The organism is Nocardioides sp. NPDC127503 (assembly GCF_040302165.1).
GTDB lineage: Bacteria > Actinomycetota > Actinomycetes > Propionibacteriales > Nocardioidaceae > Nocardioides.
Map to the genome: position 1 here is coordinate 201495 of NZ_JBEORH010000004.1, position 22152 is coordinate 223646.

20 protein-coding genes and 1 pseudogene are annotated in these 22152 nt (G+C 70.7%); 8 read left to right on the forward strand and 13 right to left on the reverse strand.

Annotated elements, in window-relative coordinates; genetic code table 11:
* The first annotated feature begins 67 nt into the window (after positions 1–67).
* The 5 genes from ABTW65_RS10945 to ABTW65_RS10965 are packed head-to-tail and all read left to right on the forward strand — an operon-like array spanning position 68 to position 6218.
* Positions 68–1306, forward strand: coding sequence for a CaiB/BaiF CoA transferase family protein (locus ABTW65_RS10945; RefSeq protein ID WP_350660099.1), 1239 nt, complete (start codon positions 68–70; stop codon positions 1304–1306).
* On the forward strand, positions 1303–2376 hold the full coding sequence (locus ABTW65_RS10950; protein WP_350660100.1) for a 2-hydroxyacyl-CoA dehydratase family protein: 1074 nt from the start codon (positions 1303–1305) through the stop codon (positions 2374–2376). Before ABTW65_RS10945 ends, ABTW65_RS10950 begins: the two co-directional genes overlap by 4 nt.
* Positions 2373–3617, forward strand: coding sequence for a 2-hydroxyacyl-CoA dehydratase (locus tag ABTW65_RS10955; RefSeq protein ID WP_350660101.1), 1245 nt, complete (start codon positions 2373–2375; stop codon positions 3615–3617). Before ABTW65_RS10950 ends, ABTW65_RS10955 begins: the two co-directional genes overlap by 4 nt.
* 4 nt (positions 3618–3621) lie before the next feature.
* The gene (locus ABTW65_RS10960) at positions 3622–4851 is read left to right on the forward strand and encodes an MFS transporter (protein ID WP_350660103.1); all 1230 of its coding nucleotides are present in this window, start codon (positions 3622–3624) and stop codon (positions 4849–4851) included.
* A 26-nt stretch (positions 4852–4877) separates the two neighbouring features.
* Positions 4878–6218, forward strand: a complete 1341-nt coding sequence (locus ABTW65_RS10965) for an alpha/beta fold hydrolase (RefSeq protein ID WP_350660104.1) — start codon at positions 4878–4880, stop codon at positions 6216–6218.
* Between the two features lie 16 nt (positions 6219–6234).
* Here ABTW65_RS10965 and ABTW65_RS10970 read toward each other — a convergent pair whose 3' ends face one another.
* The 8 genes from ABTW65_RS10970 to ABTW65_RS11005 all read right to left on the reverse strand — a co-directional run bounded on the left by ABTW65_RS10970 (position 6235) and on the right by ABTW65_RS11005 (position 15181).
* Positions 6235–7341: an NAD(P)-dependent alcohol dehydrogenase gene (locus ABTW65_RS10970; RefSeq protein ID WP_350660105.1), complete on the reverse strand. Its 1107-nt coding sequence runs from the start codon at positions 7339–7341 to the stop codon at positions 6235–6237.
* Positions 7338–8831 carry an aldehyde dehydrogenase family protein gene (locus ABTW65_RS10975; RefSeq protein WP_350660106.1) on the reverse strand — a complete coding sequence of 498 codons (1494 nt, stop codon included), beginning with the start codon at positions 8829–8831 and terminating at the stop codon, positions 7338–7340. Before ABTW65_RS10975 ends, ABTW65_RS10970 begins: the two co-directional genes overlap by 4 nt.
* A 1-nt stretch (position 8832) precedes the next feature.
* Positions 8833–8976 carry a hypothetical protein gene (locus tag ABTW65_RS10980; protein WP_350660107.1) on the reverse strand — a complete coding sequence of 48 codons (144 nt, stop codon included), beginning with the start codon at positions 8974–8976 and terminating at the stop codon, positions 8833–8835.
* 96 nt (positions 8977–9072) lie between these two features.
* A complete protein-coding gene (gene couO, locus ABTW65_RS10985) occupies positions 9073–9957 on the reverse strand; it encodes a 4-hydroxyphenyl-beta-ketoacyl-CoA hydrolase (RefSeq protein ID WP_502890559.1) in 885 nt (294 codons plus the stop codon).
* A 2-nt stretch (positions 9958–9959) separates the two neighbouring features.
* The gene (locus ABTW65_RS10990) at positions 9960–11483 is read right to left on the reverse strand and encodes an acyl-CoA synthetase (RefSeq protein ID WP_350660109.1); all 1524 of its coding nucleotides are present in this window, start codon (positions 11481–11483) and stop codon (positions 9960–9962) included.
* A gap of 25 nt (positions 11484–11508) precedes the next feature.
* Positions 11509–12408 (reverse strand): 3-hydroxyacyl-CoA dehydrogenase NAD-binding domain-containing protein, encoded by a 900-nt coding sequence (locus ABTW65_RS10995; protein ID WP_350660110.1) that lies wholly within the window; start codon positions 12406–12408, stop codon positions 11509–11511.
* A complete protein-coding gene (locus ABTW65_RS11000) occupies positions 12405–14399 on the reverse strand; it encodes an acetoacetate--CoA ligase (protein WP_350660111.1) in 1995 nt (664 codons plus the stop codon). Before ABTW65_RS11000 ends, ABTW65_RS10995 begins: the two co-directional genes overlap by 4 nt.
* The gene (locus ABTW65_RS11005) at positions 14396–15181 is read right to left on the reverse strand and encodes a crotonase/enoyl-CoA hydratase family protein (RefSeq protein WP_350660112.1); all 786 of its coding nucleotides are present in this window, start codon (positions 15179–15181) and stop codon (positions 14396–14398) included. The genes ABTW65_RS11000 and ABTW65_RS11005 overlap by 4 nt, the downstream gene beginning before the upstream one ends.
* Positions 15182–15265: 84 nt before the next feature.
* On the opposite strand from ABTW65_RS11005, the gene ABTW65_RS11010 reads away from it, so the two are divergent.
* Positions 15266–15685, forward strand: coding sequence for a MarR family winged helix-turn-helix transcriptional regulator (locus ABTW65_RS11010; RefSeq protein ID WP_350660113.1), 420 nt, complete (start codon positions 15266–15268; stop codon positions 15683–15685).
* 134 nt (positions 15686–15819) lie between these two features.
* Here the strand turns inward: ABTW65_RS11010 and aztD are convergent, their stop codons facing one another.
* The 4 genes from aztD to aztB are packed head-to-tail and all read right to left on the reverse strand — an operon-like array spanning position 15820 to position 20015.
* Positions 15820–17016, reverse strand: coding sequence for a zinc metallochaperone AztD (aztD, locus tag ABTW65_RS11015; RefSeq protein ID WP_350660114.1), 1197 nt, complete (start codon positions 17014–17016; stop codon positions 15820–15822).
* A gap of 10 nt (positions 17017–17026) precedes the next feature.
* Complete coding sequence (aztC, locus tag ABTW65_RS11020; protein ID WP_350660115.1) at positions 17027–17953, reverse strand: zinc ABC transporter substrate-binding protein AztC; 927 nt, start codon at positions 17951–17953, stop codon at positions 17027–17029.
* A complete protein-coding gene (locus ABTW65_RS11025; RefSeq protein ID WP_350660116.1) occupies positions 17950–19167 on the reverse strand; it encodes an ABC transporter in 1218 nt (405 codons plus the stop codon). The genes aztC and ABTW65_RS11025 overlap by 4 nt, the downstream gene beginning before the upstream one ends.
* On the reverse strand, positions 19128–20015 hold the full coding sequence (gene aztB, locus ABTW65_RS11030; protein ID WP_350660118.1) for a zinc ABC transporter permease AztB: 888 nt from the start codon (positions 20013–20015) through the stop codon (positions 19128–19130). The genes ABTW65_RS11025 and aztB overlap by 40 nt, the downstream gene beginning before the upstream one ends.
* Before the next feature lie 55 nt (positions 20016–20070).
* Between aztB and aztA the strand changes: the two genes are divergently transcribed.
* Positions 20071–20700 carry a zinc ABC transporter ATP-binding protein AztA gene (gene aztA, locus ABTW65_RS11035; protein WP_350660119.1) on the forward strand — a complete coding sequence of 210 codons (630 nt, stop codon included), beginning with the start codon at positions 20071–20073 and terminating at the stop codon, positions 20698–20700.
* Between the two features lie 36 nt (positions 20701–20736).
* Here aztA and ABTW65_RS11040 read toward each other — a convergent pair.
* Positions 20737–21597 (reverse strand): annotated as a pseudogene (locus tag ABTW65_RS11040) (DMT family transporter); the annotation flags it as partial.
* An 84-nt stretch (positions 21598–21681) separates the two neighbouring features.
* Here ABTW65_RS11040 and ABTW65_RS11045 point away from each other — a divergent pair.
* Positions 21682–22146 (forward strand): Lrp/AsnC family transcriptional regulator, encoded by a 465-nt coding sequence (locus ABTW65_RS11045; protein WP_350660120.1) that lies wholly within the window; start codon positions 21682–21684, stop codon positions 22144–22146.
* Positions 22147–22152 lie beyond the last annotated feature (6 nt).

A 22152-nucleotide genomic window follows, 5' to 3' on the forward strand; every position in this document is an offset into this window, starting at 1 on the left:
ACGAATCTTCGTGATATCAACTTGCTTGATATTGAATGCCAGGAACCCTGAGAAGCCGAGGTGTGACATGAGTTCGGGACCTTTGGCCGGAAAGACCGTCATCGATCTGACGACAGCGCTCGCCGGCCCCTACGCGACACTGCTGCTCGCCGGTCTCGGCGCGCGGGTGATCAAGGTGGAGAACCCAACGCGGGGAGGCGACTCCTCCCGCAACAACTCGCCCTACCTGACCGCCGAGGGACTGCAGCTGCGCCGGTCCTCGCCGGACGACATGTCGGTGTCGATGCTGTCCCGCGGCCGCGGCAAGGAGAGCATCACGCTCAACCTGAAGCAGCCGGAGAGCAGGCAGGTCTTCTTCGATCTCGTCCGCAATGCCGACATCGTCGTCGAGAACTACAGCGCGGGTGTCACCGAACGGCTCGGCATCGACTTCCCGGCCGTCCAGGCGGTCAACGACCGCGTCGTCTACACCTCCATCAGCGGCTTCGGTGCCCAGGGCGTGGCAGGCGACGGCAAGGCGATGGACACGATCATCCAGGCGCTCAGCGGCGTGATGATGACCGCAGGCGAGCCCGGTGACCCGCCGGTGCGGTTCGGGCTGCCGATCGGCGACCTGGTCGCCCCGCTGTTCGCGGTCATCGGCACCCTTGCCGCCGTCCTCCACGCCGAGCGCACGGGCGAAGGACAGCATGTGGATGTCTCCATGCTGGGCAGTCTCACCTCGCTGGTCGCCTGTGAACCGTTCGATGCCCTGGAGTCGGTCGGCTTCCCGCTGCGTACGGGTTCGCTGGTGCCCCGGCTCGCACCCTTCGGCACCTTCCGGGCACAGGACGGCTGGTTCGCCATCTGTGCCCCGACCGATGCCTTCGCGAGCGGCGTCCTGGCCGCGATCGGCCACGGCGACCTGGTCGACTCGGACCTGTTCGGCACCCGGGACGCCCGCGTCGCCAACGCCGACACCCTGCACCGGATGATCGGCGACTGGGCAGCCGGGCGAACCCTGGAGTCGGCCCTCGCTGCGCTCGAGGCCAGCTCGGTTCCAGTCGCCCCGGTTCGCGACACGGCTCAGGCGGTCCGCGACGAGCTCGTGACGGGGCGCGGCGAGGTCACGCCGCTCATCCACCCCAAGTTCGGACACCATGACGGTCTTTATGGCAGCGGGATCCCGATGGTCTTCTCCCGTAGCCAGGTCGACATCACCGCTCCGGCTCCGGGCCTGGGCGAGCACACCGAGAGCGTGCTCGGCGACCTGCTCGGCTACGACGCCGACCGGGTCGAGAAGCTGCGGGAAGCCGGCGTCCTGTGACCGGCGCCGTGCCACGGATCGGGATCGTCGGCGACGACGTCCCCCGCCAGCTCGTGCTCGCCACGGGTGCCGTCCCGCAGCGCCTGCTCGGATCCTGGCACGAGGCCGTCTCCGCCGAGGCGGGCGAGCTGCTCGGCACCGTCGACGCGGTCGCGGGTCTGATCCTGGACGGTCTGTTGTCCGGTCGGCACGACGATCTCGCCGGGCTGCTGGTCTGCCATGACTCGCAGGCCAACCTCCGCATCTTCTACGTCCTGCGCATCCTCGCCCAGCGTGGGCGCCTGCCCTTCCCTGTCCACCTCGTCGATGCTCCGCGCCTGAGCAGCCCGACAGCCCGACGATTCGTGGGGAGGCAGTATTCCCGTCTGCTCGAGTTCTGCGAGCAGGTCACGGGCCACCGCGCCGACACCAGATCGCTCCATCACGCCGCCGAGCGGGAGCTGGCGGTTGGGCGTGCGCTCGAGACGATGCGTGAGCGTCGTCGGACCGGCCGCTGTACGGGTGCGGCGGCCCTCCGCGCCTACCATGCTGCCGCTGCGACGCCGCCCGAGAACGCGGTCGCCGCGGTGACCGAGGCCCAGGCTCCGACCGCACCCGGCGCGACGCCCGTCTACGTGACCGGGAGCAACCACCCAGACCCCGGCGTCTACGACGCCCTGGAGCGAACCGGAGACGTCGTCGTGGTCGGCGAGGACCACGACACCGGTGATCTGGCCTGGCTCGGTGTCGCCGTCGAGGCACCCACCATCGGCGAGGTGATCGACGGGTTGGCGGCGGCACACCTCGCCCGCCCCGCTGCGGCCACGGGTGGCCTGGCCGCAGCACGAGCGGCGTACACCGCGAGGTGCGCCGAGCAGGCCCACGCGCGAGCGGCGCTGGCGCTGGTGCGTGAGCACGACGACGCGCCGGCATGGGATCTGCCTCACCAGCGGTTGGAGCTTCGCCGCCGCGGAGTCCCGCTCGTGGCTCGCACCCGCATCCGGTCCGCCGAGGACCCAGTGGCCGCGGCACAGGAGGGCGTGGCCGAGATCCAGGCCGAGCTCGCATCCACAGCAGGAGTCATCTCATGAGCCGGCTCGAAGCGGCACGCGCCGCGACGCAGCACCAGAAGCAGTGGTTCGCCGACATGGCGGGACGTGCGCGCGACGGTGACCCGATCGCGCTCGTCAACGCCGATGCGCCGCACGAGGTGTTGCGCGCGTTCGACGTGCCGTACGTGGTCAACCAATGGTGGGCCTCGATCATCTCCGCCAAGCGACTCGGACCGGCGAGCATGCGCATGCTGGCCGAGACCGGCCTTCCGGACCACAGCCAGCAGTACGACGCCATGCCGCTCGGCGCCCAGGCCCTGCCGCTCGACCAGCAGCCCTGGGGCGGCTTGCCGAACCCGGCGTTCGCGATCGCCGACAGCCATGGCGACGTGACCCACAAGATATTCGAGCAGTGGGGCCGCCGGCCCGGGACCGAGACGTACCTCCTCTCGCGTACGGCGGCCGACCCGGTGCCTCCGCGATGGTGGGAGCTGGTGCCGTATGAGTGGGAGACGGCGTTCGGCACCGATCGCCTCGATCTCCTCCAGGACGAGATCGACGACCTGATCGGGTGGCTGGAGGAGCGCACCGGACGCGCCTTCGACGAGGACCGCTTCGCGGAGATCATGCGGCTGGCCAACGAGCAGGCCGAGTGGAACCGGCGCACCCGCGATCTCCTCGCCGCGGCCCGGCCGGCACCGGTCCTGGTCAACGACACGATGCCCGCGGTGATGGTCCCGCAGTGGCACCGTGGCACGCAGTGGGCGGTTGACGCGGCTCGCCGGCTGCACGACGAGGTAGCTCAGCGCATCGACGACTGCGTCGCCGTCTGTCCCGGCGAGCGGCGCCGGCTGATGTGGATCGGTCGGGGCCTCTGGTCCGACCTCGACCTCTACCAGCGGTTCCACAAGGACTTCGGTGCGGTGTTCGTCTGGTCGATGTATCTGGCGATCGCGGCGGACGGCTACGTCCGCTACGGACCCGATCCGCTCCGGGCGCTCGCGGCCCGGTTCGTCGGCCTGACCGACCTGCTCTACGTTCCGCCGTGGTCGGCGGAGTGGTACGTCAAGGAGGCTCAGGCCCACGGCGTCGACGGCGTCGTCCATCTGGTCGCCGACGACACCCCGGGCGGCCGGTTCATCTCCGAGGCTCTGGAGGCCGAGGGCATCCCCGTCCTGGAGATCCGCGCCAACAACGCCGACTCACGCTCGAGCGGCGCGGCTCGCATCCCTGAGCGGATCGCCGACTTCCTGCGCGAGCGGGTGCCGGCCGGGGACTGACCTCATGTCGTACGACGGGATCCTGTCTCCGCTCGCCCAGCCCGGCTTCCTCCGCTACTTCGTCGGGCAGGTGATCACGAACATCGGCACCTGGTTTCAGAATCTCGCCCTGTCGCTGGTGGTGCTCGAAGCGACCGGCAGCGCCCAGGCCCTCGGCGGCGTGACCTTCGCGCAGTTCCTGCCGATCCTGCTGCTCAGCATCCACGCGGGCCGGATCGTGGACCGGGTCAGCTCGCGAGCCGTCCTGCTGATCGGCGCGGCACTGTCGGCCGTGGTGGTGTCGCTGCTCGCCGCCGTGGTCTCGGCAGGCACCCCGAGCCTGCTCGCGGTCTATGGCCTGGTCGCGTGCCTCGGGGCGGTGAACGCGTTCGAGCGGGTCGCCGCCCAGGCGATCATCCGGTCGCTGGTGACCCTGGACCGGCTCGGCCGGGCGGTGTCGCTGAGCACGATCGCGGTGGCGGCCGGCCGCTCGATCGGACCCGGCCTGGCCGGGCTGCTGTTCCAGGCGGCCGGTCCGGTGGTGTGCCTGCTGGCGAACGCCGTCTCCTTCCTGCTCGTGTTCGTGCTGCTGCTCTTCGTACGTCCCCGCGAGGAGCGCCTGGTGCGGCGCCTCGACCTGGGTCCCGGTCGGCTCGGTGATCTCCTGCAGGACCCGGCGCTGCGGCTCCTCCTGGTCGTCAACGCCGTGATCGCGCTCCTGGCGCTCAACCTCAACATCGTCCTCACCTCCGTGGTGGCCCTGACCTTCGACGGATCGGCGACGAGCGTCGGCCTCAACCACGCCCTCAATGCCGTCGGCGCCGTGGCTGGAGGCCTGGTCGCGACCGCATTGCCCAGGGTGTCGACGGGAACGCTCGCAGCGGGCTGCGCACTGCTCGGAGCCACCCTGTTCACCAGCGCCCTGCCCGGCACGCTCGCGGTCTTCCTCGTGCTCGCCCCGGTGCTCGGGCTCGGCTTCGGCTTCTACACGGCCGTCATCCACGCGGTCGCTCAGGCCGCGGCGCCGGCACAGGCGGTCGGCCGCGTGATGGCTCTGATGTTGCTGGGCAACGTCGGGATGGCCCCGTTCGGCGGTCTGATCAGCGGCTGGGTCATCGACCGCACCTCAGGGCGGGTGTCCCTGCTGACGGGCGCTGCCGTGGCTCTGACCTGCGCGTTCGCCGTCGCCCTCCACACCCTTCGACGTGGCGAGAACCGCCTCGACGCACGACCCGACAATGAAAGTGAGCTGTGATGCACCTCAACGCAAGACCGAGAACCATGATCGCCGCGGCCGCCGCTGCGGTTGTAACGGCGCCGGCGCTGCTGGCCTTCAGCACCCCCGCGATGGCAGCGAAGGAGACCACCGTGATCAGCGGACACCTCGCCGACTCGACGCCCTACCGTTTCCTGGTCCCGGACGACTGGAACGGCACCGTCTTCGTCGACCTCGACTTCGCCGGCTCAGCCACGGTCTCCCCGACTGCTGAGCAGTTGGTCGAGCAGGGTGCGGCGTACGGCGGTACGACCCGCACGGTGACGGGATGGAACATCCCCGGGGCACTCGCCAACCAGGTGGAGGCGCTGGACCGGTTCGAGGACGCCGCCGGCGAGGCGGACCGGCGGATCACGATGGGCAGCTCGATGGGCGGCTTCGTCGCCGCGGGCGTCGCCCAGCACTACCCGGACTCGATCGACGGCGTCGTCTCGATGTGCGGCGGGCTGTCCGGCACCGTCTCGCAGTGGAACCAGAAGCTCGACACGGTCTTCGTCCTCTCGACGCTGCTCGACCCCGCCGGAACGCTGCCTGTCGTCGGCATCCCCGAGGACGTCAAGGGTTCGATCGCGGCCTGGCAGGAACGCCTCGCCGAGGCTCAGCAGACGCCGGCCGGGCGCGCCCGGATCGCGCTGGCCGCCACGATCGGCCAGCTGCCCGCGTGGTCCGAGTCGGAGCCTCGGCCGGAGGCTCGGGACGCCGATGCGTACCAGCGGGGCTGGTACGGCGCCCTCGCCGCTGACTCTCTTCCCTACATCGGTCAGGCCATGAGCAGCCGGCGGTCCTTCGAGGCCCTGGTCGGCGGCAACCCGTCGTGGAACACCGGCGTCGACTACGCCGCGCAGCTCGCGAACGCCTCACCGGAGACGCGCCGGGTGGTGTCCAGGCTCTACCGGCAGGCCGGGCTGTCGGTAGAGACCGACGTCTCGAGGGTCGACGACTACGACAGGATCAGCGCTGATCCCGCCGCGGTGAAGCGCTTCGCTCTCGGGACCGAGTTCGACGGCCGGATCAGCGTGCCGGTCGTGACGATGAGCAATATCGGCGACCAGATCTCGACGGTCGCCCAGCAGAGCGAGTATCAGAACGAGGTCACGCGGGCGGGCAACTCGGACCTGCTGCGTCAGACCTACGTCGAGACACCGAAGCACTGCGGCTTCTCCGACGCCGAGCGCGTCGCGGCAGCCAACCTCCTGCTGCACCGGCTCGACACCGGCGAGTGGCACGGCCGAGAGACCCCGGCCCGGATGAACCGGGTCGCGGAGTCCCTCGACCTCGGACCGGCCCGGTTCATCCCGTTCCGGCCGGACACGTTCAATCGGCCGTACTCTCCCGACTGGTCGTGATCGTTCGCTTGACGCGCTAGAACGTGAGCACCGGCTTGACCGTGACGCCCGAGACCATGTCGGCGACGGCCTTCTGGATGTCCTCGAACGGGTAGCGCCGGACCAACCGGTCCAGCGGCATCCGCCCGTCGGCGACCAGGCGCGCGAGTGCCGGGATGAGGGTGCGGGTCTCGGCGTCGCCGAGGGTCAGGCCGGTCACTCGCTTGCCGGGCAGCATCGCGTTCACGTCGATCCCGACCTCGGTGCCGAAGGGCGGCGCCCCGACGATGACCGCGATGCCCCGGGCGCGCAGGGCGTCGACACCCTGACGGAGTACGCCGGTGTTGCCGGTCGTCTCCACGACGCCGTCCGCGCCGCCGCCGGTCAGGTCCTTCAGCGCCGAGGCCAGGTCGTCGCCCTGACCCGCGTCGATGACGTCGGTCGCCCCCAGCTCGCGTGCGAGCTCGAGCCGCTCGGCCACCCGGTCCACCGCGATGATCCGGGTGGCCGGAGTGAGGCGTGCGGCCATCACGGCCGACAGGCCGACGGCACCCGCGCCGAGGACCACCACCGAGGACCCTGGGCGCGGCGCGAGCACGTTCCAGACCGCACCGACCCCGGTCTGCACACCACAGCCGAGCGGCGCGAGCAGGGACAGGTCGGCCTCCGGGCCGACGCGTACGGCGCTGCGCTCGTCGACGACCGCGAGGCGGGAGAAGGAGGACTGCCCGAAGAAGTGGCCGCCGATCGGCTCCCCCTTCCTCCCCACCGGGGAGACCCCGTCCATCCGGGCGCCGCCGATGAGGTTGGCGGGAAGCCAGACGTCGCAGTAGGCCGGATGGCCGTCACGGCACTGGGCGCAGGTCCCGCAGGAGCTGAACGACAGCAGCACCTGGTCGCCGGGGACGAGGCTGCGTACTCCGGATCCGACCTCCTCGACCACACCGGCACCCTCGTGCCCGAGTACGCCCGGGAGCGGGAACGGCAGTCCGCCGCTCGCCACACCGAGGTCGGTGTGGCAGAGCCCGGCGGCGACCATCCGCACCAGGATCTCGTCGGGACGGAGCGCGTCGAGCTCGACGTCTCCGAGGGTGAACGGGGCACCGGCGGACTCGACCACCGCTGCCTGGGTCGTGGTGCTCATGACTTTTCCCCGGTCGCGGACGTCGTGGGCGGGAGGGAGATGACGACCGATCGGACCTTCGTGTACGCCTCGAGTGCCTCCGGGCCGTACTCGCGGCCGAAGCCGGACTGCTTGACACCGCCGAACGGCACCGCGGGGTCGAGCATCGCCCAGTCGTTGACCCAGACGATGCCGGCCTCGAGCCTGCCCGCGACTCGGTGCGCCCGGGTGAGGTCGCTGGTGTGAAGGCCAGCCGCCAGCCCGTACGCCGTGGAGTTGGCGAGCGCCACGGCCTCGTCCTCGTCCGCGAACGACTGGACCGTGAGGACGGGCCCGAAGACCTCCTCGTTGACGACGCGTGAGTCCGCGGGCAGCCCGGTGATCACCGTCGGTGCGTAGTAGAACCCGTCGGCGAGGTCGTCTCCGAGGTCCGGACGTTCCCCGCCGGTGACGATCTCGCCGCCCTCTTGGCGGGCGAGGGCGACGTACTCCTCGACCTTCTTGCGGTGCTGGTCTCCGGCCATCGGGCCGATGATCGTCGCCGGGTCTCGCGGATCGCCGAGGGGTACGCCCGGGACCGCGTGCCGGAGGATGTCCACCACCGTGTCGTGGACCTCCGCGGCTACGAGCAGTCGCGGTCCGGCCATGCAGAACTGGCCGGTGTTGAAGACGAAGGCCTTGATGACGGCACCCACGGCGATCTCGATGTCGGCGTCGGCGAAGACCATGTGCGCGCCGTTGCCACCGAGCTCCATGGTGACCGGCTTCAGGTGCTCGCCCGCGACGCTCGCGGCCCGGCGGCCCACGGCCGTCGACCCGGTGAACGCGATCTTGTCGACCCCCGGGTGGCGCAGCAGTGCGTCGCCGGCCTCCGGACCGGTCCCGGTCACGACGTTGAGTACGCCGTCGGGCACCCCGGCATCGGCGAGGAGCCGGGCCATGAACAGCGCACTGAGCGGGGTGTCGTCGGCCGGCTTGTGCACGACCGTGTTGCCGGCCGCCAGGGCGGCCGCGATCTTGCTGCTGGACAGGACCAGCGGGAAGTTGAACGGGGTGATGGCACCCACCACACCCAGGGGCTCGCGCCGGGTGTAGGCGAGGGCGGCGATGGGCGTGTCCCGCACGGACCCGTCGAGGGTCTGCGCCAGCGCGGAGCAGTACTCGTACTGCTGGGCCGCGGTCTCGACGTCGACGTGTCGGGCCAGGGTCACGGGTTTCCCGACGTCGCGGCTCTCGACCTCGACCAGCTCGTCGGCCCGCTCGCGGATCAGGTCCGCGACACGGTGCAGGATGCGGGCGCGATCGCGTCCGCTCATCCGTGGCCACGGCCCGGTGTCGAAGGCCTCCCGGGCGGCCGCCACCGCGGCAGCGACGTCGGCGGCGTCGCCCGCCGGCACGCTCGTCAGCACCTTGCCCGTGCTGGGATCGGTGACGTCCATCCGTCGGCCGCTCACCGAGTCGGTCGACCGGCCGCCGATGAAGAGCTGCTGGTCCTCGTACGTGGCGGGCATGTCAGTGGCCCTTGCCGCGGTGCGTCCCGACCGTCGGCCGAGGGTCGTAGACGGGTCTGGGACGGCCGGTGGGGGTGCTGGCGAGGATCCGGCCCATGTGCGTCCGTGGGCCGGCCGGGCATCTGCCGTCGGGGATGAGGGTCATTGCGGGCTCCGTTCAGGATTCCTGTTTATCAGGATTCCTGTCAATACTGGGTGGTGCCCGTCACCCCGTCAATAGGTGCGATGGTCAAAACGCTGGTCAGGCCAGCCCGAGCAGGCGGATCGCGTTCTCTTTCAGCAGCAGCGGCCGGACCTCGTCCTTGATCTCGAGCTTCTCGAGGTCGCTGAACCAGCGGTCAGGGGTGATCACCGGGAAGTCGGAGCCGAAGAGAACCTTGCGGCGCAGCGGCCCGTTGAGCTGCTTGACCAGCTGCGGCGGGAAGTACTTCGGCGACCAGCCGGAGAGGTCGATGTGGACGTTGGCCTTGTGGGTCGCGATCGAGATCTGCACGTCGACCCAGGGGACGGCCGGGTGCGCCATCACGATCTGGAGGTCGGCGAAGTCGGCGGCTACGTCGTCGAGGAGCAGCGGGTCGGAGTAGCGCAGCCTGATCCCACGGCCGCCGGGGAGGCCGGCACCGATCCCGGTCTGGCCGGTGTGGAAGAGCGCGACCACGCCGAGCTCCTCCAGCGTGGCCCACAGCGGGCGGAAGTCAGGGTCGGCCGGCGAGAAGGCCTGCAGGCCGGGATGGAACTTGAAGCCGCGTACGCCGTAGTCCTCGACGAGACGACGGGCCTGCTTCACGGCGGCCTCGCCCTTGCGGGGGTCGACGGAGCCGAACGGGATCAGCACGTCGGCGTGCTCGGTCGCGCGCTCGGCGATCTCCTCGCTCGACAGCGGCGGATGGTCGAGGCCGGTGGAGGCGTCGACGGTGAAGATCACTGCTGCCATGTCGCGCTCGCGGTAGTAGGCGGCGAGGTCGTCGACGGTCGGGGTGCGTGGGTGATCGCCGCGAAAGTAGGCCGCCGAGGCGTCCATCAGCTCCTGGTCGAGCGAGAAGTGACCGTGATGGTCGGCCTCGACGTGGGTGTGCATGTCGAGGGCTCGGATCGAGCCGGTGTCGATGCGGGGCTGGTAACGCATGGTCACGGTCCTTTCGGGTTGCCGTACAGCTCGCGGACCCGGGACTTCAGCAGCTTCCCGGAGGCGTTGTGCGGGATCTCGTCGACGAAGACGACGGCCTTGGGGATCTTGTAGCGGGCGAGCCGTCCGTCGAGGTGTCCGAGCAGGTCGGACTCGGTGAGGGCGGAGTCGGGGCGGCGTACGACGACGGCGCGGCCGACCTCGCCCCAGCGCTCGTCGGGGACGCCGATGACGGCGACCTCGGCAACGCCGGGATGGGTGTAGAGCGCCTGCTCGACCTCTGCCGGATAGACGTTCTCGCCGCCACTGATGAACATGTCCTTCACCCGGTCGACCACATAGAGGAAGCCGTCGTCGTCGAGCATCGCGACATCACCCGTACGCAGCCAGGGCCCGTCGAAGGCAGCCTCCGTCGCCGCTTCGTTGCGCCAGTAGCCGGGTGTCACGTTGGGACCGCTGACGTGCACCTCGCCGGCCTGGCCGGGAGCCGCCTCCTCGTCGCCGGGCGCGACGACGCGTACGTCGGTGAAGAAGCAGGGGGTGCCGGCCGAGCCGAGCTTGTCGAGGCCGTCGCCGGCGCGCAGCATGGTCGTCCCTGGGGATGCCTCGGTCAGGCCGTAGCCCTGGATGATGTGCAGGCCGCGGCTCTGCCAGGTGTCGAGGAGCGTGCGCGGGATCGGGGCGCCGCCGCTCAGGGCCGAGCGGAGGCTGTCGAGGTCGGCGGTCGCCCAGGTCGGCTCCTGGGCGAGGGCCTGGTACATCGAGGTCACGCCGAAGAGCAGGGTGACCCGCTCCCGCTCGATGGTGGCGATCGCGGCGGCAGGGTCGAAGCGGGCAGCGATGAGGGACGTACCGCCCTTGAGGAAGGTCGGGAGCAGCACCTGGTTGAGCGCGGCGGTGTGGAACAGCGGGGCGGTGACCAGGGCGATCTCGTCGGAGCGGACGTCGACGTCGACGAGCAGGTTGAATGCGTTCCAGGCGATGTTTCCGTGCGTCAACATCACGCCCTTGGGGCGGCCGCTGGTGCCGGAGGTGTACTGGATCATGAACACGTCGTCCAGGCCGACCTCGACGTCGATCCGCTCCTTCGACGGCACGGCGAGGGCGTCCAGCCCGTGGCCGCCGGCGGCGGCGGCGAACCGATGGCTCGGCAGCCCGAGAGCCGCGACCGCCTCGGAGGCGACCGCCTCGTCGAAGTCGTCGGCGTGGATCAGCAGCGCAGGCTCGGCGTCGGTGAGGATCCAGGCCAGCTCGGGCGGCGCCAGCCGGGTGTTGAGCGGCAGGAAGACCGCACCCAGCCGGGCGGTGGCGAAGAGGGTCACCGCCAGCTCGATCGAGTTCAGGCCCAGGAAGGCGACCCGGTCGCCGGCCGAGACGCCGCGGGCGCGCAGGCCGTGGGCGACCGCCTCGACGAGGCGGTCGACGTCGGCGTACGTCACCACCGCGTCGTCCTGCACGAACGCCCGGGCGCCAGGGGTCATCCGGGCCCGGCGGGCGGGCCACGATCCGATGCCGCTGTCCAACATGTCGATCCTCGTTCGTCTCGTGGGCTCAGCCGAGCCCGAGGTCGGTCTTGATCTCCAGCAGTCGCCGCAGCGCCTGGTCGCGGCGCGCGACGAGGTCCTCGGCAGAGGTGCCGTCGAGCTCCTCCTGGACCCCGTCGACCAGCTTCTCGACCAGCCCGGTGGTGAGCTTCGGGTGACCGAGGTCGTCCCACCATTCGACCATCGGCGGACCGAGATGCTCGAGCACGTGCCCGAGCCCGCCCGGGCCACCGGAGAGGTGCTGGGTCGCGAAGGGACCGAGCAGGGACCAGCGCAGCCCGGGGCCGTCGGCGATCGCGGTGTCGATGTCGGCGACCGAGACGATGCCCTGGTCGACGAGGTGGTACGCCTCGCGCCACAGCGCCGCCTGGAGCCGGTTGGCCACGTGCCCGGGCACTTCGCGGCGGATATGGATGGGACGTTTGCCCAGGTGGCGCAGGGTCTCCAGAGCAGCGTCGACCGCCTCCGCGGACGTCGCCGATCCGCCCACGACCTCGACCAGCGGCACCAGGTGCGGCGGGTTGAACGGGTGCGCCACGAGCACCCGCTCCGGGTGGTGCGTGCAGGCGTCCTGGAAGGTGCTCGGCATCAGGCCCGAGGAGCTGCTGGTCAGCAGTACGTCACCCGCGGCGGCCGCGTCGAGCGCGGCGAAGATCTCGCGCTTGACCTCCAGCCGCTCGGGTCCGCTCTCGAGCACCAGGTCGGCGGCAGCGCCGACCTCCTCGAGGCTGTCCGCGAACCGCAGCGATCCCTTCGGGACCTGTGCACGCAAGCGCCCCTCGGCACCCTCGGCCGGGTCCCAGGCGACCACGTCGAGCCCGTGGTCGAGCCCGAGCACGACCCAGCTGATCCCGATCGCGCCGGTGCCGACGACCCCGAGCGTACGAACGTCCTCACCGCTTCTCATGCGGTCCTCCTGCTCAGCGCGCCCGAGGTCGCCAGGGCGACGAACGGGTCCAGGGATGCCGGATCGGCGAGCGCGTCCCGGCTGGCGACGTCCTCAGGACGTACGCCCTGCAGGATGCGTTTGGCCGGCAACTCGAGCTTCTTGCCGGTGAGGTTGCGCGGCACCGCGGGCACCTCGATCACCTGGTCGGGAATGTGTCGCGGGGAGAGCGCCGACCGCAGCGCGCGGACCAGTCGGGCCCGGAGCGGGTCGTCCAGGCGTACGCCCGAGTCGGTGACCACGAAGAGCAGCAGCTCGCCGTTGCCCCCGTCGGGATCCTCGAGGTGCACGACGAGCGAGTCGGCGACACCGTCCACCTCCTCGGCGACTCGGTAGAACTCGGCGGTGCCGAGGCGTACACCGCCCCGGTTGAGGGTTGCGTCGGAGCGGCCGGCGACGTGGCAGCTGCCGTTGTCGTGGAAGAGGATCCAGTCGCCGTGGCGCCACACCCCGGGAAAGTGGTCGAAGTAGGCGCTCCGGTAGCGGGACCCGTCGTCGTCGCCCCAGAAGCCGACCGGCATCGAGGGCATCGGTGAGGTGATGACCAGCTCGCCGAGCTCGCCGATGACCGGGCGGCCGGACTCGTCGTAGGCGTGGGCGTCGACGCCGAGGCAACGGCCGGAGATCTCACCGGCGTAGACCGGGAGCAGCGGATTGTTCTGCACGATGCCGGAGCAGACGTCGGTGCCGCCGCTGCCGACGTTGATCTGCGCCCCCGGGAGCTGGTCCCGAAGCCACGCGTAGCCCTCGGGCGGGAGCGGCGCTCCGGCCGAGCCGAGGACGCGAACCCGCAGGTCACCGAGGTCCTTGAGCTCGACGCCATCCTTGCGGCAGGCCATCACGAACCCCGGACTGGCACCCATCACCGTCGCCCCCGTCGAGGCCGCGAGCCGCCACTGCCAGGTGAGATCGGGGTGCATCGGGTTGCCGTCGACCATGACGATCGAGGAGCGGACGAGCAGTGAGGAGACCAGGGCGTTCCACATCATCCAGGCGGTCGTGGAGAACCAGAGCATCCGGTCCTCGGGCCCCATGTCCCACGAGAGCGCGTGGTTCTTGAGGTGCTCGAGCAGGATGCCGCCGTGGCCGTGGACGATCGCCTTCGGCCGGCCGGTCGTGCCGGAGGAGAAGAGCACCACCAGCGGGTGGTCGAAGGGCACCGGCTCGAAGGCGAGCTCAGCCGCCTCCTCCGCGCTGAGCAGGGAGGTCCAGGAGAGCGCGTCCTCGACGCGGTGCTGGCCGTACTCGACATCGACCACATGACGCACCGACGGCAGCTCGGCCCGAATCTCGGCCACCTGCGAACCCCGGTCGATGTCCTTGGCGCCGTAGCGGTAGCCACCGGCGACCAGCAGCACGACCGGCTCGATCTGGGCGAAGCGGTCGATCACGCTGCGCGGCCCGAACTCGCTGGCGCAGCTCGCCCAGGTCGCACCCAGGCTGGCGGTGGCGAGGTAGGCGACCAGGGCCTCGGGGATGTTGGGCAGGTAGCCGGCGACGCGGTCGCCGCGGCGTACGCCCAGCCTCTTCAGCGCCGCCCGCGCCCGGGCCACCTGGTCGCGCAGGTCGCCGAAGGTCAGCTCGACGTCGTCACGCGTCTGCGAACGGCCGAGCACGGCGACCCGGTCGAGATCCTCGTCGGTGCCGAGCGCGTGCTCGGCGTAGTTGAGCAGAGCTCCCGGGAACCAGCGCGCCCCGGGCATCTCTCGGGAGGCGAGGACGGTGTCGTACGGAGCGTGCGCCTGCACCTCGAAGAACTCCCATACCGCCGACCAGAAGCCGTCGAGGTCGGTCACCGACCAGCGCCACAGCTCCTCGTGCGTGATCATCTCCAGGCCGCGCTCGCGGGCGAGCCAGGCCAGGAACTCACCGACGCGGGAGGTGGAGAGCACGTCCGCCGGCGGCGTCCAGACGACATCGCCCTGCTCGAACTGCTGCTGGGTCGCGCTCACTGGTCCGTCACCTTTGCAGCCCTGCCGTCGAGGAAGTCCTGCATCCGCCCCTTGGCGTCGTTGGTCCCCTGCGCGATCGCGGCCATCAGCGACTCCATCAGGAAGCCGTCGCGAGGGTTGGCCTCGGCGATACGCGGCAGCGCCTGCACGACGGCGAAGTTGGTCTGCGGCGCGTTCTGGGCGATCCGGCCGGCCAGCTCGAGGGCGGTCTTGCGACCGGTGCCGTCGGCCACGGCGTACTGGCTCAGGCCGAGCCCCAGCCCCTCCTGCGCGTCGTAGCGACGGCCGGTCAGCATCATGTCGGCCATCCGCGAGACCCCGATGAGCCGCGGGACGCGCACCGAGGCACCACCGCCGACGAAGAGCCCGCGCTGCCCCTCGGGCAGGGCGTAGAAGGTGGACTCCTCCGCGACCCGGATGTGCGCGGCGGCGGCGAGCTCCAGCCCGCCCCCGACCACGGCGCCCTTCAGCGCCGCCACGACCGGGACCGGCCCGAACTCGATCTTCTCGAAGACCCGGTGCCACATCCGCGAGTGGCTGACCCCGGCGAGGGTGTCGCGCTCGGTCATCTCGGACAGGTCGAGCCCGGCGCAGAAGTGTTCGCCGTCCGCGTCGATGACGACGGCGCGTACGTCCTGCTCGAGACCATCGAAGAACCGCTCGATCCCGAGCACCGCCTCGTCGCTGAGCGCGTTCCGCTTCGAGGGGCGGGCGAGGGTCAGCACCGCGATGTCGTCGACGCGCTCCGCCCGCAGGGCATCGGGAAGGGGGGTTCCGAGCATGATGAACTCCTCATGATTGACAGGAATCCTGATAATCGCAGAAGTATCCGTCTCTCGCAAGCGCAGCGATGCTTGAATGACCGCATGACCGACGCACCCCTGCTGCTCTACGTCGTCAAGCAGCTCGAGCTCGCCACCCGAGCCCGCCTCGACGCCGTCCTGAAGGAATCAGGGGTCACCGCCCTGCAGTACACCGCCCTGTCGGTGCTCGAGCGCCGCCCGACTATGAGCGCCGCCGACCTGGCCCGCGCCTCGTTCGTACGCGCCCAGTCCGCCGCCGATCTCATCGGCGCCCTCGAGCGCCGCGGCCTCATCGAGCGCAGCATCGACCCCGACAACCGGCGCCGCATGCTGATCAGCCTCACCACCGAGGGCCGCGCCTTCCTCGACGCCTACGACCCTCGCGTCGAAGAGCTCGAGGAGCAGATGCTGGCCGAGCTCGGGCCGGAGGACCGAGAGTCGTTCCGTACGTTCCTCGACACCGCCCGCAGAGCCCTCTCCTGACTCGCCGACTCGGCGCAACTGCCCCGCGAAATCCCGCCGAGTCGGCGCGTCTGCCCCATCTCGGTTCGAGATCTGGGACAGATGCGCCGACTCGGCGATCGAATACGGGACAGACGCGCCCGCTCGTGGTGGGGTCAGCCGACCGCGATCTCGTTCGGCTGCTCGGAGAGCTCGACCGAGGCGGTGACCTCACCGGAGGTGAGGTCGACGGCGTGGACGGTGTTGCTGGCCGGCTCGGTGACGTACGCGATGTCGCCGTTCACCTTGATCGCCGGGTGCGGGTCCTGCCACTCCACCGGCCCCTCCCAGGGCTTCACGACCGGGAACTCGTCGGTGATCTTGCCGGTCGCCGGGTCCAGGACGTGGATCGAGCCGTCGGTGGCGAGGATGTAGGCCAGGTCCTCCGGGCCGCGCGCCACGTCGCGGAAGGTGTACTCGACGCCCTCGGGGAGCGCTACCGGCTTGAAGGTGCTCTTCTCGGTGTCGACGAGCGTGACCGTGTCGAGCAGGTAGCCCTCGGCGTCGGGGTCGGTGTTGTAGTCGCCGACGATGATCGGGCTGGTCTCCGAGACGTACGCGTTGCCCATCCGGCCGAACTCGTCGGGCGCCTGGAGCTTCTCGAACGTCCCGTCGCGGTAGAGCAGGGCGCCGTCCTCGCAGCCGAAGACCACCGCCTCGTCGGCAGCGGTGCCCTCGCCGTGGATGCCGGGGCACGTGTCGTTGACGGCGACCTCCTTGAAGTCGGCACCGTCCGGCTCGAGCGCGATCGCGCCCGAGCGGCTCTCCTCGGTGCCGACCGTGGTCAGCAGGGTGCCGTCCTCGAGCACGATCGAGACGCCGTGGTGGGCCTCGGGAGCCGTCCAGGTCGTCGTCCCCGGGAGCTTGCCGGCGTCACCGAGCGCACCGGTCTCGAAGATGGTCGTCTCGCCGCTGCCGTCGGCGAAGAGGACCGTCTTGTCGCCGTGGTGGACGACGTGCCCGCCGGTGTCGGCCGGGAAGACGAGGTCGGTCAGCTCGGGGGTCCGGGTGTCGAGCACCTGGAAGCCCTTGCTGGTGGTTACCGTGAGGTTGCGGCCGTCGCCGACCGAGTTGAGGCGTACGAACTCCTCGGTCTCGAACTCCTCCACGACCTCGAGGGACTCACCGTCGAGGACGGCGATCCCGTTGGCGTAGGACACCGCGAGGCGGCTGCCGTTGTCCGCCTTCGGGGTCGCCGACTCGTCGCCTTCGGCAGTGGATCCGCACGCCGAGAGCGCCAGCGATACGCCGGCCACCGCCGTCACGGCTCGGAGGGCACGGTTCTGTCGGGCCCGGCTCTGTGGGGTCAGCATGGTGCGCCTTTCAATCGGTGGGCTCTGGTGAGAGCCCGCTGGTGATGCGCTCGGTGTTGGCGCGCATCATGGTCAGGTAGGTGTCGGCGCCCTCGCCCTTCTCGGTCAGGGACTCCGTGAACAGCTCGCTGACGCCGACATCGACGCCCGCCTCGTCGGCGAGCACCTGGATGAGCCGGTCCGGCTGGGAGGACTCGGCGAAGATCGTCGGTACGCCGGCCTGCTCGATCGCCTCGGTCAGGTCCCGCAGGTCCGCAGCGCTGGGCGCGGCCAGGGTCGTGCCGCCCGGGATGACCGCGCCGACGACGCGGAACCCGAACCGCTCGGCCAGGTAGCCGAACACGTGGTGGTTGGTGACCAGGCTGCGGTGCTGCTCCGGGATGCTCGCGAAGGAGTCGGTCATCTCCTGGTCGAGCTCCTCGAGCTCGGTCCGGTACGCCGCGGCCGCCTGCTCCACGATCCGGTCGTCGATGCCCTCGATGTCCGTCGTCGCGGCTTCGAGGCCGTCGACGACGTCGCGCATCCGTGCCGGGTCGGTCCAGAAGTGCGGGTCCGGCGTGCCGGCGGACTCCCCGTCGGCATAGTCGAGGACGTCGATCTGCTCACCCGCGACGTACGTCTCGACGCCGGCCTCGGCCGCCTGGTCGAGGTGGCGCTGGAGGCCCTCCTCGAGGCCGAGCCCGTTGGAGACGACCAGGTCGGCCTCGCGCATCATCGCGGCCTCCCGGGCCGAGATCTCGAAGGAGTGCGGGTCCGCGTTGGGCCGCATCAGGGTGGTGACCTGGGCGGCGTCGCCGACCGTGCCGGCGACGACATCGCCGAGGATGTTGGTGGTCACCACGATGTGGGGGCGATCATCGCCGTCGTCGCCTCCGGCGCAGGCGGTGAGCGTCATCGCGATCGTGATCGCGACGGTGGTCCCGAGCAGGCGCCTCATCGGCCCGTCTCCGTGAAGAACACCGGGGCGGTGGGCGTCTCGAGCGTCCTCGCGATCCGCGCCTTGTCGGCGTAGTCGATCTCGTGGACGACTCCCTCGGCCGGCACGTTGAGGTAGGCACGCTCCTGGTCGACGACCAGATCGACCCCCTTGTCGCTCGGGTTCACGAGGGGCTCGGTCGCGGCGAGCTGCCTGCCGCTATCGGCGGCGAAGACGCGGACACGGCCGGCGGTGTCGAGGGCGAGCACGTGCCCCTCCTCGTCGTCAGCGGCGACCACCTGGCGCAGCGGTACGCCCGCGTCGAGGTGGCTCCAGGTCCGCTCGCGGGTGTCGAGGAGCCAGATCCCGGTCCTGCCCGAGAGCGCCGCGACCGTCGGGCGGCTCTTGCGGCCGTCGAAGCTCGTGGCCGGCGGGGCCGACGTGTCCTTCGGGTATTCGATCCGCTCGAAGCTGGGCCTGCCGTCGGTCTCGGTGGCCAGCACGGCGCCGTCGGCGCAGCCGACGACCACGCCGACCCGGGTGGTGATCGTGCCGCTCGCCTCGGCGCAGGGGATCTGGTTACCCTCCGCGCTGCCGTCGGTGTCGTGATAGCTCAGTCCGGTGACCTCACCGCCGTCGGCGACCGTCACCAGGGCACCGTCGCCGAACGGAGCGACCAGCCCCTCGTGCGGCTCCGCCTCGAGCCGGAACAGCTCGCGCACCTCGCCGTCGGCGAGGGCCTCGTTGTCCAGCAGGACCGCCTCGCCGCTGTCCTCGAAGAAGACCCCCGTCGAGCCGGCCGTCGACAGCGGACCAGTCGCGACAGTCGCCTTACCTTCGCCCTCGACCGTGCCGAGCACCCGCGGCTCGCCCCGGTAGTAGTGGAAGTGGTCGCCGTGGTCCCAGGTCCACATCCCGCTGTCGACGATCTCCACACCGTCCGCGGTGGTCGCGTACAGGTAGCGGCCGTCGGAGTCGACCGCGCTCGGGGCGCCGATGGTCCCGACCTCCGCCGAGCTCCCCTCGAGCAGGTCGAGCTGGGCGACCGCGCCGTCGGCGTCGATCGTGGTCAGGTGCAGCTGGGGCTCGGCGACCTCCTGCGCGCCGTCGACGGCGCCATGGTCCTTCCCGGAGCCGGACTCGGCGCTCGGGTCATCGGCCGAAGAGCTGCCACATCCGGTGGCGGCGACCAGCGTCAGCCCTGTGACGATGCCGGCGAGTGTCCTGCGGTGCATGAGGTCCTTTCGGAGGTGGGGGACGGACGTCGAAGAAGACCGAGGGCGCTGCGGAGCAGCCCCGAGGTGACCGCGGTGAGGATGGCCGCGCAGGCGATCGACGCCCCGGCGGCGGTTCCCGCGTACCAGGACGCGGTCAGGCCGATGAAGACCGCGACGGCGCCGATCCCGGCGGCGCAGGCCATGGTGGTCGGGATCCGCGTCGTCCACTGCCCCGCGGCCACGGCCGGCGCGAGGAGCAGCGCGATCACGAGCAGCGAGCCGACCGCCTGGTAGGACGCGACCACGGCGAGGGTCACCAGGCCGACGAGCATCACCTGCGCCAGCTGCGGGTGCAGGCCCAACGTACGGGCGATCCGGGGGTCGAAGGCCGAGGCGACGAACGGCCGGTGGAAGCCGCCGGCGATGGCCAGGGTGACGGCGAGTGCGATCGCGAGGACGGTGATGTCGTCGGGGCCGATGGCGAGTACGTCGCCGAACAGCATCGCCGTCGCGTCCGTGGCGAAGCTGCGGGAGTGGGAGATGATGATGACGCCGAGCGAGAGCATCGCCACGAACAGCAGCCCGATGCTGGTGTCGTAGGTCAGGCGACCGCGGCGCTGGAGCGCTCCGATCGTCGCGCTCATCACGATCGCGCTCACCGCGCCGCCGAGCATGACGGGTGCGCCGAGGACCGTCGCGAGAGCGACACCGGGGAGCATCCCGTGCCCGATCGCCTCACCGAGGAACGCCATCCCCCGGATCACGACCCAGGTGCCGACGACGCCGCAGATGGCCGCCACCAGCACGCCGCCGGCGAGCGCCTGCAGCATGAAGTCGGTCCGGAAGGGCTCGATGATCGATGGCACGGGGCCGGACTCTAACGGTTAATGAGAATGGTTACCAATTGATATAGTGAGGCGCGTGCTCCCCCGCGACCAGACCGACTCCCCACACCTCTCCGCCCACGATCTCTGCTTCGGCTACGACAGCCGAGACGTGATCCACGAGGTCAGCGCCGCATTCCGGGCCGGGACGGTGACCGCCGTCGCCGGGCCGAACGGGTCAGGGAAGTCGACCTTCGTCGAGCTTCTCGCCGGCGTGCGGAACCCGCGGCGCGGCTCGGTCACCCGCCACGGACGGCTCGCCCTGGTCGTGCAGCGCCCCTCGACGCCGGACACCCTCCCGGTGACAGTCCACGACGTCGTCGCGATCGGAACCTGGGGTCGGCGGGGCGGCCGACGGCGGGGCGACGTCGCGGAGGCGATCGGCCGAGTCGGCCTGACCGGCCTCGAGCACCGTACGTTCGGCGAGCTCTCCGGCGGACAGCGCCAGCGTGCCCTACTGGCTCAGGGCATCGTCCAGCGTGCGGAGATCCTGCTCCTGGACGAGCCCGCAGCGGGGCTCGACGCCGCCAGCCGGCAGCGCACCCGCGAGCTCCTCGCCGAGGAGGCCGCCCGCGGTGCCACGATCGCGTGCGTCACCCATGACGAGGAGAGCATCGCCGCCGCCGACCACGTCATCCGGCTCGAGGCCGGCCGGATCGTCGCCTGAGGTCGGCGCGGACCCGAACCTGTTGAACGTGGCCACGCCGGCCACGATGAGGGCCAGCGCGACGGCTAGGCCGACACCGATGAGCTCACCGAAGATCGGAACCGCGACGACGGCGGTCAGCACCGGGCTCACCGCGCCACCGACCGAGGCCGGTCCGCTGCCGAGCGCCCTGACAGCGAAGGCGTAGCAGAGCGTCGACATCAGACCGGTCCCGATGCCCTGGAGCACGGTGAGGAGCAGCACGTCGTCGAACTCGGCGGTGCCCGCGAGCAGGTGCGACGGCATCGCGCCGAACGAGGCCAGCACGAGCGCGGCCAGGCTCGAGACGGTGCAGATGGTCAGCACCATCTGCAGGAGCGTCAGGCTCGTACGCTGCAGGCCCGTCGTGAACACCGCCCAGGCGAACCCGCCGACGAGCAGCAGCCCGACCCCGCCCAGGGACGCGCCGCCACCGACCAGGACCCCACTCACGGCGACGCCGGCCGTGATGAGCCCCAGCGCGGTCACCCGCCGCGGCGACAGCGAGACCCGGCCACGTGCCAACGCGAGCAGCGTGACGAAGAGCGGCACCGTGCCCGGCACCAGCATTCCGGTCAGCGCAGCGCTGGTCAGCTTGGCGCCGAACGCGAAGACGAGGAAGTGCGGGAGCCCACCCACGAGCAGCAGCGCGAGGACGTACGGCCGCTCGCGGCGTACGGCCCTGATCGTGCTCGGGAGCAGCGGGGCCAGCAGGACCACCGGCGTCACGAAGCGGAGGAACGCCGCATCTGCGACGGTCAGGCTCGACCCACCGATGCCACGCGTGCTCAGCGCGAACGACGACCAGAGCACGACCGTCATCCCCAGCGCCGACCATCCCGCCAGCGCCCGATTCCCACCACTCTGCTGCGTCCCCATGGTGCGCCACGATAGGAAGAATCGCGGCGCAGACGATTGCCTGATCTGCCACGTTCACACGTCTCAGTGGCAGAATCTGCCAACATGCGTACGATCGACGAGACCGACAAGCACATCCTCTGGGAGTTGCAGCAGAACGGCCGCCTGACCAACCAGGAGCTCGCCGACCGTGTCGGCCTCTCCCCCTCGCCATGCCTGCGCCGCGTACGAGCCCTGGAGGAGGCCGGCGTGATCAGCGGCTACCGCGCCGTCGTCGACCCGCACGCGGTCGGCATGAACATCACCGCGTTCGTACGCATCAAGATGGCCACCCACACGACCGACGCGGTCGAGACCGTCGAGGAGCACCTCCGCGCCATCCCCGAGGTCACCGAGGCGTACGTCCTGGCCGGCGACCACGACTACCTGCTGAAGGTCGTCACCCCGTCGTTCGAGACCTACGAGCGGTTCCTGCGCGACAACCTCCGGACGATGCCGGCGCTCGCCTCGATCGAGACCACCTTCGCGTTCGGCAACACCAAGGAGAGCTCCCCGCTCCCCCTCGGCTGAACCTGG

Excerpts from the sequence above, each read along its gene's own strand:
- ABTW65_RS10945 (WP_350660099.1), top strand. The coding sequence starts at position 68 with ATGAGTTCGGGACCTTTGGCCGGAAAGACCGTCATCGATCTGACGACA.
- ABTW65_RS10955 (WP_350660101.1), top strand. The coding sequence starts at position 2,373 with ATGAGCCGGCTCGAAGCGGCACGCGCCGCGACGCAGCACCAGAAGCAG.
- ABTW65_RS10960 (WP_350660103.1), top strand. The coding sequence starts at position 3,622 with ATGTCGTACGACGGGATCCTGTCTCCGCTCGCCCAGCCCGGCTTCCTC.
- ABTW65_RS10965 (WP_350660104.1), top strand. The coding sequence starts at position 4,878 with ATGATCGCCGCGGCCGCCGCTGCGGTTGTAACGGCGCCGGCGCTGCTG.
- ABTW65_RS10970 (WP_350660105.1), bottom strand. The coding sequence starts at position 7,341 with ATGAGCACCACGACCCAGGCAGCGGTGGTCGAGTCCGCCGGTGCCCCG.
- ABTW65_RS10975 (WP_350660106.1), bottom strand. The coding sequence starts at position 8,831 with ATGCCCGCCACGTACGAGGACCAGCAGCTCTTCATCGGCGGCCGGTCG.
- ABTW65_RS10980 (WP_350660107.1), bottom strand. The coding sequence starts at position 8,976 with ATGACCCTCATCCCCGACGGCAGATGCCCGGCCGGCCCACGGACGCAC.
- couO (WP_502890559.1), bottom strand. The coding sequence starts at position 9,957 with ATGCGTTACCAGCCCCGCATCGACACCGGCTCGATCCGAGCCCTCGAC.
- ABTW65_RS10990 (WP_350660109.1), bottom strand. The coding sequence starts at position 11,483 with ATGTTGGACAGCGGCATCGGATCGTGGCCCGCCCGCCGGGCCCGGATG.
- ABTW65_RS10995 (WP_350660110.1), bottom strand. The coding sequence starts at position 12,408 with ATGAGAAGCGGTGAGGACGTTCGTACGCTCGGGGTCGTCGGCACCGGC.
- ABTW65_RS11005 (WP_350660112.1), bottom strand. The coding sequence starts at position 15,181 with ATGCTCGGAACCCCCCTTCCCGATGCCCTGCGGGCGGAGCGCGTCGAC.
- ABTW65_RS11010 (WP_350660113.1), top strand. The coding sequence starts at position 15,266 with ATGACCGACGCACCCCTGCTGCTCTACGTCGTCAAGCAGCTCGAGCTC.
- aztD (WP_350660114.1), bottom strand. The coding sequence starts at position 17,016 with ATGCTGACCCCACAGAGCCGGGCCCGACAGAACCGTGCCCTCCGAGCC.
- aztC (WP_350660115.1), bottom strand. The coding sequence starts at position 17,953 with ATGAGGCGCCTGCTCGGGACCACCGTCGCGATCACGATCGCGATGACG.
- ABTW65_RS11025 (WP_350660116.1), bottom strand. The coding sequence starts at position 19,167 with ATGCACCGCAGGACACTCGCCGGCATCGTCACAGGGCTGACGCTGGTC.
- ABTW65_RS11045 (WP_350660120.1), top strand. The coding sequence starts at position 21,682 with ATGCGTACGATCGACGAGACCGACAAGCACATCCTCTGGGAGTTGCAG.